Origin of the sequence: Jonesia quinghaiensis DSM 15701, assembly GCF_000423205.1 — a bacterium.
GTDB lineage: Bacteria > Actinomycetota > Actinomycetes > Actinomycetales > Cellulomonadaceae > Jonesia > Jonesia quinghaiensis.
Genome location: NZ_AUHN01000010.1, coordinates 95,160 through 110,661, shown reverse-complemented (window position 1 = coordinate 110,661; position 15,502 = coordinate 95,160). Strand labels below are relative to the sequence as shown.

The following is a 15,502-nucleotide window of genomic DNA, read 5'->3' as shown; positions in this document are numbered from 1 at the left end:
AAACATGGAAGAATGATCCCCGTGACTCCCATCCCTTCGGCAGCCAGCCAAGCTCGCATCCAGCCCGCGGCGACCTCCCCTGAACTGTTGCGCAATTTTTGTATCATCGCGCACATCGACCACGGTAAGTCGACCCTCGCCGACCGCATGCTCCAACTGACCGGTGTGGTGGATGCGCGCTCAATGCGCGCTCAATACCTTGACCGTATGGACATCGAACGTGAACGCGGTATCACGATCAAGTCCCAGGCTGTGCGCATGCCATGGGAAGTTGAGGGCACTCCGTACGCGCTCAATATGATTGACACTCCAGGGCACGTTGACTTCACGTATGAAGTTTCTCGCTCTCTTGCGGCCTGTGAAGGTGCCGTGTTGTTGGTTGACGCTGCGCAGGGCATCGAAGCCCAAACGTTGGCGAATTTATACCTCGCAATGGAAAACGAGCTGGAGATCATTCCAGTTCTCAATAAAATTGATCTTCCAGCCGCCCAGCCTGAGAAGTTTGCCGAAGAGATCGCTGGCTTGGTGGGAACCGACCCCGATGACGTTTTACGTGTGTCGGGGAAAACTGGTGAGGGTGTTGAGGTGCTCCTCGACCGGATCGTTCAGGCCATTCCCAACCCTGTTGGTGACGCCGAGGCACCAGCACGTGCGATGATCTTCGACTCTGTTTACGACTCGTACCGTGGCGTAGTTACCTATGTGCGTGTCATGGACGGCAACCTCAGCCCACGCGAGCGCATTGTCATGATGTCGACAAAGGCGCATCACGAATTGTTGGAAATTGGTGTGTCGTCACCTGAAGCTATCCCAACCAAGGGGCTTGGTGTTGGTGAGGTCGGTTACCTCATCACAGGCGTGAAAGATGTGCGCCAATCCAAAGTTGGTGACACAGTGACCAACGCGAAGAAGCCTGCGGAAAGCGCACTATCTGGGTATTCAGACCCTAAACCGATGGTGTTCTCCGGGCTTTATCCCATTGACGGGTCGGATTACCCAGTATTGCGTGACGCACTGGATAAGTTGAAACTCAACGATGCCGCGTTGAACTATGAGCCGGAAACCTCTGTGGCCTTGGGATTCGGCTTCCGTGTAGGGTACCTCGGTCTCCTTCACCTCGAAATCGTTCGTGAACGCCTAGAACGCGAATTTAACCTTGATCTGATTTCAACGGCCCCTAACGTCATCTACGACGTGCAGTTGGAAGACAAAACATGGATCAACGTAACGAACCCCTCGGAGTTCCCCGGCGGCAAACTGCTAGACATTCAAGAGCCAGTATCAAAAGCGACCATTCTTGCGCCTAGCGAGTACATCGGCGCGATTATGGAACTGTGTCAAGAACGCCGCGGTGAACTTCAGGGTATGGACTACCTGTCAGCGGACCGTGTTGAAATGCGCTACATCCTCCCTCTTGCTGACATCGTTTTTGACTTCTTTGATGCGTTGAAGTCCCGTACTCGTGGTTATGCCTCACTGGACTATGACGTGACAGGCAGCCAATCGGCGGAACTCGTGAAGGTTGACATCCTTCTTCAAGGAGAGCGGGTAGACGCGTTCAGCGCTATTGTCCACAAAGACGCTGCCTATGCCTACGGCGTGAAGATGTGTACAAAACTTAAGGAACTCATCCCGCGCCAACAATACGAAGTGCCCATCCAAGCTGCGATTGGTGCTCGTGTTATTGCTCGAGAAACGATTCGAGCCATGCGTAAAGACGTGCTGGCGAAGTGCTACGGCGGTGACATCTCTCGTAAACGCAAGCTCTTGGAGAAGCAAAAAGAGGGAAAGAAGCGCATGAAGACCATCGGAACTGTTGAAGTACCGAAGGAAGCCTTCATCTCCGCACTGACCTCCGAGCAAGGCGATTCGCGGAAGAAGTAGCAAACCTTATGTCACCTGCTTTACCTGAAGGGGAGGACGCCCCAGCGTCAGGTGAATTGCCACAGTGGACAGCCCACCACGCCCACAGCCGCAACTTTGGTGTGTACATTCACATTCCTTACTGTTCGGTGCGGTGTGGTTACTGTGACTTCAACACCTATACCGCCACTGAACTCGGTGGGGGAGCAAGTCAGCGGAACTTTGCCAACACCGCGTGCCAAGAGATTGACTTGGCAGGTGAGGCGTTACGTCAGGCAGGCTTTCCTGACCGGCAAGTCACTACTGTGTTCTTTGGTGGTGGCACCCCAACGATGCTTCCTGCTGAGGACCTCGTTCGTTTGTTGCACCGGGTGCGCGACGTGTGGGGTTTAGCGCCCGATGCTGAAGTTACCACTGAAGCCAATCCAGACTCAGTGACCCCTGAGTATTTACGTACGTTGGCCGCTGCAGGGTTCACGAGGGTGAGCATCGGCATGCAGTCCTCGGTTCCTCACGTTCTCGCAACGCTGGAACGTACCCATAATCCAGCAAATGTTCCGCACGTCGTGCAGTGGGCGCACGATGCCGGGCTCCAAACGTCTGTGGACCTCATTTATGGAACACCGGGGGAGTCGCTCTCAGACTGGGAAGACTCAGTCAGAACTGCCATTGCCACAGGGGCTCAACACGTTTCTGCCTATGCCCTGGTAGTTGAAGACGGCACAAAAATGGCTGCGCAGGTCCGCCGCGGGCAGATCGCTTTGCCGTCGGCAGATGATCAAGCAGAAAAATACGAACGTGTTGACGAACTTCTGTCTGACGCAGGGTTCGAGTGGTATGAAATCTCCAATTGGTCCCGGCGTAACGAGGTGGGCGAACCCCAACCATGCCGGCACAACCTTGCCTATTGGCGCGGGCACGATTGGTGGGGTGTGGGCCCTGGTGCGCACTCTTATCTCGGTGGTGCACCGTTGGTTAATGGGAAAGTTGAAGAAGGCGAGAAAGCTGGCATTCGTTGGTGGAATGTCAAGCACCCGGTGCGCTATGCTGCCGCACTTGAGCAGGGCAATTCTCCGGCTGCTGGCCGTGAAATCCTCACTGCCGCTGATGCACAGCTGGAACGTGTGATGTTGGGTATTCGTATGCGTGAGGGGTTACCGGTTAGCGCTTTAACGGCCGATGCCCGCCCCCGTGTCGCTCAAATAATTGCTGACGGTCTCGTTGACCCACATGAGGCAGTCCGCGGCACATTAATACTGACAAGGCGTGGACGTCTGCTAGCAGACGCTATTGTTCGCGATCTCACATAGGGCTCTTCACCCCATCATTTGACGTGGATGAGCCGTGAGAAACGTGTGCATTTTTTGAGTGCGCGGGTTATGTTGGCCGTACGTAGCGTCCATCTTAGGAGAGCGCATGACTATGAATAATGACCCCTCGCAAAACCCGTACGGACAGCAGCCATCAGGCAGCGAGCCCACGGGTCCAGCGCAACCGTCAAGCGCCCAACCCGGTGCGCAACAACCCCCATATCCCTACCAGCAGCAGGGATACGGTCAAACAGACCCTAACCAAACTGGCGGTGCTCCACAGGGGCAGCCATACCAGCAACCTGGCTACGGGCAGTCAGGGCCGCAGCAGCCCTATCAGCAAGCCCCCAATGCACAGCCTGGCCCAGGCTACGGTGTGCAGGTTGGCGAAGGCTTCTCGTGGGCGTGGAGCAAATTCACCCAGAACGCAGGGGCCTACATTGGTGGGATCCTCGTCTACGGCGTGATCCTTTTTGTTATCTCGCTCATTTTTGGTTCAGTGGTGGGCCTTGGGGCAGCATCCGGTAGCCCAGACATCTTTGCTGTTGCCTCGTTGGGTGGCTTGTTCTTCTTCGCCCTCGTTGTGGGAGTAGCCGCAATGGTTGCGGGCGTGATGTTTGTCAAAGCTACGCTGCAGGTAGTCAACGGCAAGAAGTTGGCATTCAGCGACTTCTTCGACTTCTCCGGTTTGGGTTCCCCAATTCTGGTTGCTGTTCTCATCGCCGTTGCGAATGCGCTGTTGAGTCCAACCGGTATCGGTTCTCTTGTGGTGAGTTTCTTCGGGATGTTCGCACTGTACTTCGCGATCGACAAGCGCCTTGATGCAACGGAAGCCATCAAAGCGTCAGTCATGCTGGCCTGGAATAACTTCCCAACCGCGATTGTGCTGATGCTCCTCGTGTGGTTGGTCTCCTTTGCTGGCACGCTTCTTCTGTTCGTTGGTTTGCTTGTCGCAGTACCTGTTGGTCTCCTTGCCACAGCGTGGGTATACAAGCGACTCATTGGCGAGTACCCAGCGCCGTAACGCAATAACAAAACTTGCCGGGAACCTCTTAATTTTCCCGGCAAGTTTTGTTGTGTCTACTGCCCGTTTAGTCGCAGGTGTTCAGTATCTTTGCATCATCGGATCACTGCACGAGCTCCCGTGCGCGAGTGCGCTACGAGAATAGAGTATGCAATGACTGAACAGAGCCACGAGTTACCTCCGCATGTTGTGCAAGGGGAGGCTATTCCTCCAGCACACTCGGTCGCCTTAGGGCGTTACCGTGCTCGCTATGCGCTGGCGCGTGCGCACAGCGTGCTTGGTGAGGCAGACGTACAACTGATCAGTCAGGCGAGACGCCGGTATGTTCCGTGGTTTGCTCTGTCTTCACTTGCGTGGGGAGCTCTCGCATTGTGGGCTATCGTTCTGCCGATGCTCAAGACAGATGCTCTATCTGCACACTATTTTGTCATGGGTGCCATTATGCTCGCGATGAACATTCCACGCTGGGTTGCCATCGCATGGTCACAGGCGGAGTACGGGGTCACTGGGCACAATGCCGTGATAGCGGGTTCTTCCGCTGCTTTAGTGACACGTGAGGATGTTCTGCGCCAACCGCTAGCTCTCATTGTGGCGTTTTTTGCCCGTGCAGTTCCCGCTGCCCTCGTTGCCGGACTCGCTTTGGTCAACTTTTTCGACGTCACGTCAAGCGTGCACCAGGAGTCGTCGATCTTTGTCGGTCCGGGGCTCATTATCTATGCTGCATTATTTGGAGCGATTGCTGTCTTGGTGGTCAGTTTGATGTTCGTTCTTAGCCTGCTTGAAGCGCCTGTTCTTTGGCTGGTGACAGCACTTGTGGGTAGGGGGCTCACTCGGGCTGAAGTAGGTAATAAATCCTCCACCCGAACGAGTAGCTGGGGTGAGAAATTTGGCATGATGTTGGAATGCAGCATGCCCGTTATTGCGGCCAGGTTCTCACTGTTTGGGCATGTGAAAGCACATCCCATGGTGATGTTTGCGATGGCAGATCTGCAGCACGGGGATTCTAACGACCCTCAAGCGGCTCAACAGTGACAAAATCAATGAGTTCTTCGACTCTTCCCAGCAGTGAGGGCTCCAAGTCGGTGTAGGACCGCACCGTTCCAAGGATGCGTTGCCAAGCGGCAGCAACATCGGCCTGAGAATTATGGGGCCAACCTAATTCGGCGAGTATGCCGCGTTTCCATTCCACACCACGTTCAATGACGGGCCAAGCTTCTAACCCGAGGCGCTGTGGGCGTACTGCTTGCCACACATCGACGTAAGGGTGTCCTAGGACGAGTACGGCATCTTGCCCCCATTCTTGGGTGACACTTTCCGCGATACGTGATTCTTTACTGCGGGGAACAAGGTGATCAACCAGGACGCCAACGCGTGAATCAGTGGTCGGTGAGAACTCATTCAGTCGGTCATGAAGGTGGTCAACACCGTCAAGCATCTCCACCACAATCCCTTCATGACGCAGGTCCGCACCCCAGACCCTCTCAACAAGTTCGGCGTCGTGACGCCCTTCAACCCAGATACGTGATGGGCGTGCCACGCGTGCACGTTGCGCACCAAGCATTGTTGATCCCGACGCAGTACGTTGAGGGGGGCGGCGCGCGGAGGTTTGTGGCGGCACCAGCGTTACCGGACGGCCGTCGACCCAGAAACCTGGCCCAAGCCGGAAAGATCGTGTGCGTCCTTGCCGGTCTTCGAGGGTAACAATGTGCATACCCCCTGACTTTTCCACGCCGACAACAGCTCCCACCCACCCGGTAGTCACCTCTTCCACCACGAGGTCATGAGCCGCGGGCACCTGGGGAACCTGCGGCGCTGAGGGCGTGTTCTTGCGCTGACCGAGAACATCTTGTCCATATCTATCCCATGTCACGTGGGCAGATTACCGTTCATAGTGGCATCACATGGTGCCGACACCCGGTCAAGGCCACAATCACAACTCACTGTGAACAAAACCCGGTAGAATTGGCACTCACAAACTGCGAGTGCCAAGATGTGAGGGAAGGGAGCCGCCATGCAAGCCGATCAACGCAGGCTGGAAGTGCTCCGCGCGATTGTGGAGGACTACGTCAGCACACGCGAACCCGTGGGGTCCAAACTCATTGCCGAGCGACACGGCTTAGGGGTCTCTCCGGCAACGATCCGCAACGATATGGCCGCGTTAGAAGACGCTGGCCTGATTGCACAACCACACACCTCCGCCGGGCGAATTCCCACAGATCTCGGGTATCGGGTGTTCGTGGACCGTCTTTCAGATGTGAAACCGCTATCGAGTGCTGAACGAAATGCCATCAAGACTTTCCTCGATCGTGCTGTTGACCTCGACGATGTTGTGCATCGGGCAGGGCGCCTTTTGGCGCAGATCACTGGACAGGTCGCTGTGGTCCAGTACCCTTCTCTGCGGAAATCTACGGTGCGTCACCTTGAACTTGTCCGCCTCCACCCATCACGGGTGTTGATGGTGGTCATTACAGACACTGGCCGAGTAGAACAGCGACACCTCGACATTGACCCAACGGTCACTGATGAGGCTTTGGTGACACTGCGGGCAACGTTGAATGACACTGCGGTAGGGCAACGTCAACCACATGTTGGTGAACGATTGCGTGCAGCAGCACACCTGTTCAGCGGTGATAGTTTTGATGTCTACAGCCAACTCGTGGATCTACTGACAGCGACGCTGGATGAAGAAAACGAGGACCGTCTCGTTCTGGCTGGAACCTCAAACCTTACTCGTAACGGTGTTGTCATTACTCAACTACGCCCGGTACTTGAAGCTCTCGAAGAGCAAGTTGTCCTGTTGAAACTTCTCTCAGAGATCGCAGACGATCATGGCGCAGTGACTGTGCGCATCGGCCGAGAAACGCGGCTTGATGGGCTCCGTGAAACCTCCGTCATCACAAGCCACTATGGGTCTTCGACTGAGTCACTTGGTGCACTCGGGTCGATTGGACCAACGGGTATGGACTACCCAGGGACCATCGCAGCAGTGAGGGCTGTTGCCCGCTACTTGTCGCGGATTTTGTCCCACTGACCGCCCCGCCCTGCCCCAACCACAAGGAAGCACAGAGAGCACACGTGAACGACTACTACGCAACACTTGGCGTCGACCGCGGCGCAAGCGCTGACGACATCAAAAAGGCCTACCGTAAGATGGCCCGGAAACTCCACCCTGATGTGGCTGGCCCCGGTGCTGAGGACGAGTTCAAAGATGTGCAGCGCGCCTACGATGTGTTGTCCCACCCAGAAAAGCGTCAGCAATACGATCTTGGTGTGGATCCGACAGCTCCTGGTGGAGGTGGCGGAGGGGCCGGAAACTTTGGTTTCCAGGACATCTTTGAAACGTTCTTCGGTGGCGGTAGCGCCCAGCGTGGCCCGGTTCCTCGCACCCGCCGAGGGCAAGACGCATTACTGCGGTTGGATATTGATCTCAAGGACGCCGCATTTGGTGTCAAGCGTGATATTGAGGTGGACACTGCCGTTGTGTGTGGGACCTGCGATGGCACCTGTTGCTCGCCAGGTACGTCACCAACGACGTGTTCAGTGTGCCACGGTACTGGCTCTGTTCAGCGCGTAGCCCGGTCGTTCCTGGGCCAGGTGATGACCACTGCGCCGTGTGCTGCGTGCCAAGGGTTCGGTACAACAATTGCCACACCCTGTTCCGAATGTGCAGGTGAAGGGCGAGTTCGCTCACGTCGAACCATTTCGGTGGATGTTCCCGCTGGTGTGGAAAACGGTGTGCGAATGAAGCTGTCAGGTCAAGGCGAAGTTGGCCCTGGTGGTGGCCCCGCTGGTGACTTGTACTTCGAAATCCGAGAGCGCAAACACCCAGTCTTTACTCGGCGTGACGATGACATTCACTGCACCATTGAAGTGCCGATGACCGCAGCAGCGTTGGGCACTGTGTTGAGTTTAGAAACTCTTGACGGCGAACGCGAAGTTGATCTGGAACCAGGTACACAGCCGGGGCAGATTGTCACAGTTCGTGGTCTAGGTGTCGGTCACCTCCACGGAAGCGGCCGTGGTGACCTAAACATCCACATTGATGTCACAGTTCCTGTAGGCCTCGACGAAGCACAAGCTGAGTTGCTTCAGCAATTTGCTCAGCTACGTGGCGAAGAACGTCCCGCGGGCCGCGTGTCGTCCAGTAACCATGGAGTGTTTTCCAAACTGCGTGAAAAGTTCTCTGGTCGCTGATTGATGAGTGCACCGGTCTTCTTCCTAGAATCTTCGCGTCTCATTGAGTTCACTGTGGGCGACGTTTTCACTCTCGATGGTGCTGAAGGTCGGCACGCTGGTGTTGTGCAGCGCCGAGGCGCTGGCGAAATTATCGACATTGTCGATGGGCATGGTGTGCGTTTAACCTGCGTGATTGAGGCTGTATCAGGTGAGAACCTGTCACTTCAGGTCACTCAGATTAACCATGAACCTGAACCCGCATTCAGCCTTGTCTTGGTGCAGGCGCTGGCAAAGGGTGATCGTGACGAGTTAGCTATTGAAGCAGCAACAGAACTTGGTGTTGATGCCGTCATTCCATGGCAAGCAGACCGGTCCATCGTGGTGTGGCGTGGGCCGCGTGCAGCTAAGTCACATGCTCGGTGGCAAACAACAGTTCGTGCTGCGACAAAGCAAGCGCGCCGTGCCCGTCTTCCGCAGGTTGAGCAACCAGTGTCATCGTCAGCGTTGGTGTCGCGTATCGCTGCGACAACTGCTGCTGGGGGTGTGGCACTCATCTTGCACGAACAAGCCACTCAAGGGCTGGTAGACATCGATGCGATTGCTGGATTGCAGCACAGGGACGAGTCGGTTGCTCAGCCAGAGGTGCTGGTGATAGTTGGTCCTGAGGGAGGCATCAGTGATGCTGAACGAGATGCTTTTGTTCAGGCCGGCGGAACGTTGACGTTACTGGGCCCACACGTCCTGCGGACATCTACTGCCGGTCCCGCTGCCATAGCAGTGCTGAGCGCCATGGCGCGGCGTTGGTAGGCGATACCAAGGAACCACTGCGTATGCCGCCACGACCACGACGCGAAATCGCGCTAGGCTGATGGGTATGACAGCTACGAGTAACCAGCACAGTGACTGCTTGTTTTGTTCGATCGCTACGGGAAAAATTGACGCTGACATTGTCAAGCAAAACGATGACGTCATTGCGTTTCGCGATATCAATCCACAAGCAGAGATGCATGTTCTTGTCGTGCCCAAAAGGCACTTTGGGGATGTCGTTCACGTGGCAAAAGCAGAGCCAGAACTTCTCGCGCAGTTGGTGACTTTTGCTGATGAAGTTGCATCTGAACTCGCCGATGGCCAGTTCCGTTTCATCTTCAACTGCGGGCCGAATGCCGGGCAGTCAGTTTTTCACGTTCACGGGCATGTCCTTGGCGGGCAGCGGCTAGGGTGGACGCCAGCATAAATGATCTTCGGTCGTGGTAATTCCTCAGATAGACTGCGACTGCTTAACCCACTTTTGGAGCGAAAAACACCTCTATGACCACACCGCCTCCTCACCGCGCGGCCGATCAACTTGATGTTGAACACCGGGTTGTTGTTCCATCACACGTGTCGATGTCGATGCTTCTTGGGCCTGCCGACACTGTGCTTCGAGCGATTGAGCAAGGGTTCGGTCCGGTGGTTTTTCATGTTCGCGGTAATTCTGTGTCACTGCGTGGGCCCGCTGCTGATGTTGCCCTTGCCTCGCGGCTCATTGATGAGCTGGTGCTAGTTGTTGAGCAAGGTACGCCTTTGACACCGGACATTGTCACGCGCTCAATTGCGATGCTCACTGCGGCAACTAATCACCGACCAGCCGATGTGTTGGCGTTCAACATTTTGACGTCAAAGGGTAGGGCGGTTCGCCCCAAAACACTGGGGCAGAAGCAATATGTTGACGCTATTGACTCCAACTCGATTACTTTCGGAATCGGACCGGCGGGCACCGGCAAGACTTATTTGGCTGTTGCAAAAGCTGTTTCGGCTTTGCAAGCGAAACAGGTCACGAGAATCATTTTGACGCGCCCCGCTGTTGAGGCGGGGGAGCGTCTAGGTTTTTTGCCTGGCGGATTGACGGAGAAGATCGATCCTTACGTGCGTCCTTTGTATGATGCGTTGCGCGACATGATCGATCCTGACGCTATTACTCGGTTGATCGAGTCGGGCACCATCGAGGTCGCGCCGCTGGCGTACATGCGTGGTCGCACTCTCAACGATGCGTTCATCATCTTGGATGAAGCTCAGAACACGACACGTGAACAAATGAAGATGTTCCTCACGCGCTTGGGGAATCATTCGAAAATGGTTATCACAGGTGACGTCACGCAAACGGATCTCCCGTCTGGGGTGGCTTCTGGGCTGCGAATCGTTCAAGATATCGTCACAGGTGTAGACGACATCGAGTTCGTGTACTTAGCATCTGGCGACGTCGTTCGTCACCGTCTTGTCAGTGACATCATTGATGCTTATGCACGCTGGGACACAACCCAGAATCACCATCGTGGATCAGGGGCGCCACGTTCAATTCCCCGCAGCACACAGGAGGGCTCCTAAGTGAGCATTGAGGTCAATAACGAATCTGACGTCTCTATCGACGAGGCGGAGTTCGCAGCCTTAGCGAAGTACGTGTTCGAAGCGATGCACATTCACCCACGCACCGAACTATCCATCATGTTCGTGGACCCAGACACGATCTCTGAACTTCACGTGCAGTGGATGGACATTCCTGGACCAACTGATGTGTTGTCGTTTCCTATGGATGAGTTGCGGCCGGGATCAGTGGAGAATCCCGCGGACGAGGGCATCCTTGGCGACATTGTGATCTGCCCTGACGTCGCAGCAGAGCAGGCGGTTCAGGCCGGGCACTCACACATCGAAGAGATGCTCCTCCTTGCCACACACGGCATCTTGCACCTCCTGGGTTACGATCACGCCGAGCCTCAAGAAGAACGCGAAATGTTCTCCCTGCAACGTCATCTTCTCCTCACATTCTTAGCGAGTAGATAACTCACGATGCATCTCCTTGACGGTGCCCCAGTTGCTCTGCTGGTCATTTTTGCTCTGGCCGGTTTAATCCTTGCTGCGTTGCTTTCTGCTTCGGAGGCTGCGCTTCACCGTATTACGCGTTCCACAGTCGCCCAGTTGGTGGCTGACCGCCCAGTGCCGGGCAACCGTATCCAGCGCCTGACGCAGGATGCAGAGCGCACCGTGCACGCACTATCGTTCATGCGCATTGCTGCTGAAATGATAGCTACCGCGTGCATCACGGTCTCTATTGCTGCGGTTCTTGATGAGTGGTGGCTTGTGGTCTTGATAGCTGCCGCTTTATCAACGTTGATTTCTCTGGTGCTCATCCGTATGAGCCCTCGACGGTTGGGAAGCCGGCGCCCAGATGTTGTTCTTGGGGCTCTCTCTGGGTTGTTAACGGTTGTTGCTGCACTGACTCAGTGGGCGATTTCGCCCACCCCACACCTGGAAGAGCGCGGCGGTGAAGATGATGAACAACAGTTGCGAGAGCTTGTAGACAGGGTTGACGAGTCCCGTGCGATCGAGGACGAAGACCGTGACATGTTGCGTTCCGTTATTGAATTGCATGAAACCACAGCACGAGCTGTGATGGTGCCGCGTACCGATATGGTCACCATTGACGCTGCTACACCACTGCTTAAAGCACAACGGTTATTTGTCCGTTCGGGCTTTTCACGCATCCCCGTGGTGGGTGCTTCGACGGATGATGTACTAGGTGTGTTGTTCTTCAAAGACACCGCTAGGGTGCTGCTGAACTCCTCAGATCCTCATTCGCGAACAGCGTTTGATCTGATGCGACCCATAGCATTTTTCCCAGAGTCAAAAAACGCGGCAGATCTCTTGAGGGACATGCAAGAGTCGGCGCAACATATCTCAATGATTGTCGACGAATATGGTGGAATTGCTGGGCTCGTGACGATCGAGGATATCGTCGAAGAGATCGTTGGAGATCTCACTGACGAGCACGATGTTGCCCCACAGGAAACTGAACTGACACAAGACGGTGCGCTACGGGTGCCAGCCCGAATGACGCTCGACGAACTTGGTGACCTGTGTGATCGACGCTTAGAAGACCCCGATGTTGATACGATCGCTGGTCTTTTTGCTAAAGGTCTGGGCATGATTCCCATTGCAGGTTCTCACACGACTATTCTCGATCTTGAAATCACCGCTGACACGTTCCATGGGCGCAGAAAACAACTTGCTACCGTGCTAGTGCGCGATCTTGCGGCACAGACTATGCCAGACCACGCCGACGCATCGTTGAGCGCGACACACGACTCCAAGGAGAGCACACTATGACCACCTCACCTCAACAGCCAGAACACCGTTCAGGTTTCGCGTGCCTTGTCGGGCGGCCCAACGCTGGAAAATCGACCTTGACGAATGCCTTAGTGGGGCAGAAAATCGCCATCACCACGAGCAAACCGCAAACTACCCGCCACACTATTCGCGGGATCGTGCACCGGCCTGACGCTCAACTCATCTTGGTGGACACCCCTGGGCTTCACCGCCCACGTACACTCCTTGGTGAGCGACTCAACGACCTTGTGCAGTCCACCCTCAGTGAAGTTGACGTCATCGTGTTCTGCCTGCCAGCAGACCAAAAAGTTGGACCAGGGGACCGCTTCATCACTGCTCAGCTGGAGAAACTCAATGAGCGCCGCGTGAAGACGCCGGTCATCGCCGCTGTGACAAAAGCAGACCTCGTGTCGAAAGAAGCGCTAGCGCAACATCTGCTTGACGTCTCAACGCTCATGGAGTTTCAAGAAATCATTCCAGTATCGGCGGTCGGCGGTTACCAGGTCACAGAATTGACTGACCTGTTGGTGTCATATATGCCTGAGGGTGGAGAGTTCTATCTTGACGGTGAGCTAACTGATGAACCCGAATCGGTCATGATCGCTGAGCTTGTTCGCGAAGCCGCGATTGAAGGAGTTCGCGATGAGTTGCCGCACTCGTTAGCGGTCATCGTTGAGGAAATGATCGAAGAGGAACGTCAAGGCAAGCCCTATCTGACCATCCACGCCTCGATTTTCGTCGAGCGTGATTCCCAAAAGGGGATCATTATCGGTAAACAGGGCACTCGACTACGCAAGGTGGGTAGTCAAGCCCGTGTGGGAATCGAAGCACTCTTGGGTTGCCGTGTGTATCTTGATCTACGAGTCAAAGTGGCAAAGGACTGGCAACGCGATCCAAAGCTGCTGCACAAACTAGGTTTCTGAGGCGCACAGTCCGCACAACCAGCGTCACGACCTCGATCCAGCACTCTGAACGAAGGCAGGAACACTGATGAGTACACCCGGACTAACCGCCGAAATGACCTCGGCCGAGCCGCGGAGGCTCAAAGAGTCATTCGCCTCAATACCTGAAAGTGACTATGTCAGAGACGCGGTGGCAGTTGTCACCTTGGGTCTTTCGCTCGCTGCGCCGCTTCTGGCCCGCCAGGATGGGTCACACACAGGCGGTGAAATGCCAGCGTTCCTGCTCGCTGTGGTCGTTTCCTTCCTGGTGTTGACACTGCCGTATCTCGCTCGGTTAGGCGTGCTACCTGGTGGTTGGACGGTCGCCACAACGAGGATCGTGCGCAGGCTGAGTGCAGTTCCGTTTGTTGGATTTGTCGTGTGGGCTGTTATTGACGCCCTCCTTGTTGATGAGTTAACTCTCTTTGGTCTTGCTTTCCTCTTCGCAGGAGTGGGAACAGCACTCGCTGCTCAAACTCGTGCCAGTGAGTTGGGGCCGATCGATAAAGACACGGGGCCAACGCAAAATGTCAGGCTAGCCGTGATCATTGCCCTGGGTGGCGTGGTCGCTCTGGGCCTGTTGACTCTCATCGTCAGTGCGATGACTGAGGGAGTGTCTGGTGACATCAAAACAGTGTTCATTCTGGCGTTGGTGATTGCTCTGGCCATTGCGGTTGCACCATTTGTACTTGCTGCAGTGCGTTTTTCAGCTGGTTGGCGTCGTGTCGTTATCGCGGTGGGTGTTTCGTGGCTAGTACTTGCGCATTTCGCTGAACCGGCAACAAATTCACTGCCGTCAGACCTCGCCGTGGACATGATCTTCCCTGGTGGAATTCTGCCCATGTCACTCATATACGGTGTGTTTTTCCTCTTCCTTCCAGCAGTAGCAGCGTTGATTTCCTCCCCAGCTTGGGAACGTCGCACAACTCGCCGTGAAGAGCCTGCAGTGAACATCGAGGAGATTACCGGTCTTCTTGGAGTTCTTGTGTGGTGGGCGGCTGGGTACCTGCTCATTTATGTTCTTGTCTTTACCATTTCTGGCGAGTCTTTGGGACAGGATCAAGGTGCGGGCCAACTGGTCCAAGTAATCGTTGGAGCTGGTGCAGTTCTCGCAGCAGGCGCGCTAGCGCTGCGGTCGCTGCGCGCCAAAGGCGCCGCAGCGCGTCCAGCAATAATCATTGCGCTCGCGGTGAGTTTGATCGGTGGTGTAGTGCTAGCGAATGCATCGCCACAGGGTTGGGGGATGTCACTAGCCCACTTGATGTTCATTCTCGTGTTCCCAGTACTGGGCTTAATCGCGGTATTTGGCCACGCAGGTGCGCGTGAGTACTTCCGCAGTGGCGCTGCCCAGCGTCCGGTAAACGCCGATGCCTACACGTGGTCTGAAAGAATGCTCCCAAGTGTTGCGCCAGCACAACAACCTGAAGCACATGTGGCCACTGCATATAGCACATCACAGGAGCACCCCACCGTTGCCAGCGCGCACCAGCCAACCACTGCGGGGCACGGGACCCAATCGCCTGCTGCGTCAGTGGGGACTAGTTCCCCGTCGCGGCAATCAGCTCACGGAACCCAAGTGATGCCACGTTCATCAGGAACAGATCAAGGAACACCTGTGGACAGTACTGCGGTGATGCGGCCAGTTTCGCCACACTCGCCACCCTCCGTTGATGACAGTCGGCCAAACACTGCCGATACTCAGTCGTTGACCCGTGAAGAGGTGCTTTCGGTGGCTCAGTCTGCACCCGTTGCAGATGCGCATTCCTACACGTGGGAGCAGGCGCAAGACCCTTCAACTGATCCAGTAGTGCTGGCGAGGATTGCGGAGGTCGCCCCTGAACTGCGACCGGCCCTTGCCGCGAACCCGGCAACATACGAGGCTCTTTTGCAGTGGCTCGCAAGTGTCGGTGACCCCGACATTGACGCGGCACTAGCGCGACGAGGAACATCAGCTAAGTAGTTGAACATTGAATGTCATTGAGGGGCGCCAACCAATGGCGTCCCTCAATTTGTATGTAAAACAATGCCGCTCGGTAGGGTATTGCCTG

Annotated in this window: 14 protein-coding genes; 13 read left to right on the top strand and 1 reads right to left on the bottom strand. The window is 55.6% G+C overall.

Annotated features, from left to right (window positions below; translation table 11 throughout):
- The first annotated feature begins 12 nt into the window (after nt 1–12).
- The 4 genes from lepA (at nt 13) to G538_RS0110000 (ending at nt 5,229) form a co-directional block, all read left to right on the top strand.
- Complete coding sequence (gene lepA / locus G538_RS0110015; RefSeq protein ID WP_157544418.1) at nt 13–1,884, top strand: translation elongation factor 4; 1,872 nt, start codon at nt 13–15, stop codon at nt 1,882–1,884.
- An 8-nt stretch (nt 1,885–1,892) separates the two neighbouring features.
- Nucleotides 1,893–3,173 (top strand): radical SAM family heme chaperone HemW, encoded by a 1,281-nt coding sequence (gene hemW / locus G538_RS0110010; protein WP_029069217.1) that lies wholly within the window; start codon nt 1,893–1,895, stop codon nt 3,171–3,173.
- Nucleotides 3,174–3,279: 106 nt separating this feature from the next.
- Nucleotides 3,280–4,197: a DUF2189 domain-containing protein gene (locus tag G538_RS0110005; protein ID WP_029069216.1), complete on the top strand. Its 918-nt coding sequence runs from the start codon at nt 3,280–3,282 to the stop codon at nt 4,195–4,197.
- A gap of 153 nt (nt 4,198–4,350) precedes the next feature.
- A complete protein-coding gene (locus tag G538_RS0110000) occupies nt 4,351–5,229 on the top strand; it encodes a hypothetical protein (RefSeq protein ID WP_029069215.1) in 879 nt (292 codons plus the stop codon).
- Here G538_RS0110000 and G538_RS0109995 read toward each other — a convergent pair.
- A complete protein-coding gene (locus G538_RS0109995; protein WP_029069214.1) occupies nt 5,201–6,067 on the bottom strand; it encodes a DUF3097 domain-containing protein in 867 nt (288 codons plus the stop codon). The two genes, G538_RS0110000 and G538_RS0109995, sit on opposite strands and share 29 nt — an antisense overlap.
- Before the next feature lie 141 nt (nt 6,068–6,208).
- On the opposite strand from G538_RS0109995, the gene hrcA reads away from it, so the two are divergent.
- From hrcA to G538_RS17405, 9 genes are all read left to right on the top strand, one after another.
- The gene (gene hrcA / locus G538_RS0109990; protein WP_029069213.1) at nt 6,209–7,228 is read left to right on the top strand and encodes a heat-inducible transcriptional repressor HrcA; all 1,020 of its coding nucleotides are present in this window, start codon (nt 6,209–6,211) and stop codon (nt 7,226–7,228) included.
- Nucleotides 7,229–7,272: 44 nt separating this feature from the next.
- The gene (gene dnaJ, locus G538_RS0109985) at nt 7,273–8,391 is read left to right on the top strand and encodes a molecular chaperone DnaJ (RefSeq protein ID WP_029069212.1); all 1,119 of its coding nucleotides are present in this window, start codon (nt 7,273–7,275) and stop codon (nt 8,389–8,391) included.
- A gap of 3 nt (nt 8,392–8,394) precedes the next feature.
- Nucleotides 8,395–9,180, top strand: a complete 786-nt coding sequence (locus G538_RS0109980) for a 16S rRNA (uracil(1498)-N(3))-methyltransferase (protein WP_029069211.1) — start codon at nt 8,395–8,397, stop codon at nt 9,178–9,180.
- A 67-nt stretch (nt 9,181–9,247) separates the two neighbouring features.
- Nucleotides 9,248–9,607, top strand: coding sequence for a histidine triad nucleotide-binding protein (locus tag G538_RS0109975; RefSeq protein ID WP_029069210.1), 360 nt, complete (start codon nt 9,248–9,250; stop codon nt 9,605–9,607).
- Between the two features lie 74 nt (nt 9,608–9,681).
- A complete protein-coding gene (locus tag G538_RS16160; protein WP_035834081.1) occupies nt 9,682–10,737 on the top strand; it encodes a PhoH family protein in 1,056 nt (351 codons plus the stop codon).
- Nucleotides 10,738–11,190 carry an rRNA maturation RNase YbeY gene (gene ybeY / locus G538_RS0109965; RefSeq protein WP_029069209.1) on the top strand — a complete coding sequence of 151 codons (453 nt, stop codon included), beginning with the start codon at nt 10,738–10,740 and terminating at the stop codon, nt 11,188–11,190. It abuts the gene before it with no gap.
- 6 nt (nt 11,191–11,196) lie between these two features.
- Nucleotides 11,197–12,513: a hemolysin family protein gene (locus tag G538_RS0109960; protein ID WP_029069208.1), complete on the top strand. Its 1,317-nt coding sequence runs from the start codon at nt 11,197–11,199 to the stop codon at nt 12,511–12,513.
- Nucleotides 12,510–13,436: a GTPase Era gene (era, locus tag G538_RS0109955; RefSeq protein WP_029069207.1), complete on the top strand. Its 927-nt coding sequence runs from the start codon at nt 12,510–12,512 to the stop codon at nt 13,434–13,436. Before G538_RS0109960 ends, era begins: the two co-directional genes overlap by 4 nt.
- 67 nt (nt 13,437–13,503) lie before the next feature.
- On the top strand, nt 13,504–15,414 hold the full coding sequence (locus tag G538_RS17405; RefSeq protein WP_029069206.1) for a DUF7937 domain-containing protein: 1,911 nt from the start codon (nt 13,504–13,506) through the stop codon (nt 15,412–15,414).
- Nucleotides 15,415–15,502: the final 88 nt, after the last annotated feature.

Excerpts from the sequence above, each read along its gene's own strand:
- G538_RS0109975 (WP_029069210.1), top strand. The coding sequence starts at position 9,248 with ATGACAGCTACGAGTAACCAGCACAGTGACTGCTTGTTTTGTTCGATC.
- G538_RS0109980 (WP_029069211.1), top strand. The coding sequence starts at position 8,395 with ATGAGTGCACCGGTCTTCTTCCTAGAATCTTCGCGTCTCATTGAGTTC.
- G538_RS0110005 (WP_029069216.1), top strand. The coding sequence starts at position 3,280 with ATGACTATGAATAATGACCCCTCGCAAAACCCGTACGGACAGCAGCCA.
- hrcA (WP_029069213.1), top strand. The coding sequence starts at position 6,209 with ATGCAAGCCGATCAACGCAGGCTGGAAGTGCTCCGCGCGATTGTGGAG.
- lepA (WP_157544418.1), top strand. The coding sequence starts at position 13 with ATGATCCCCGTGACTCCCATCCCTTCGGCAGCCAGCCAAGCTCGCATC.
- G538_RS0110000 (WP_029069215.1), top strand. The coding sequence starts at position 4,351 with ATGACTGAACAGAGCCACGAGTTACCTCCGCATGTTGTGCAAGGGGAG.
- era (WP_029069207.1), top strand. The coding sequence starts at position 12,510 with ATGACCACCTCACCTCAACAGCCAGAACACCGTTCAGGTTTCGCGTGC.
- G538_RS16160 (WP_035834081.1), top strand. The coding sequence starts at position 9,682 with ATGACCACACCGCCTCCTCACCGCGCGGCCGATCAACTTGATGTTGAA.
- G538_RS0109960 (WP_029069208.1), top strand. The coding sequence starts at position 11,197 with ATGCATCTCCTTGACGGTGCCCCAGTTGCTCTGCTGGTCATTTTTGCT.
- G538_RS17405 (WP_029069206.1), top strand. The coding sequence starts at position 13,504 with ATGAGTACACCCGGACTAACCGCCGAAATGACCTCGGCCGAGCCGCGG.
- hemW (WP_029069217.1), top strand. The coding sequence starts at position 1,893 with ATGTCACCTGCTTTACCTGAAGGGGAGGACGCCCCAGCGTCAGGTGAA.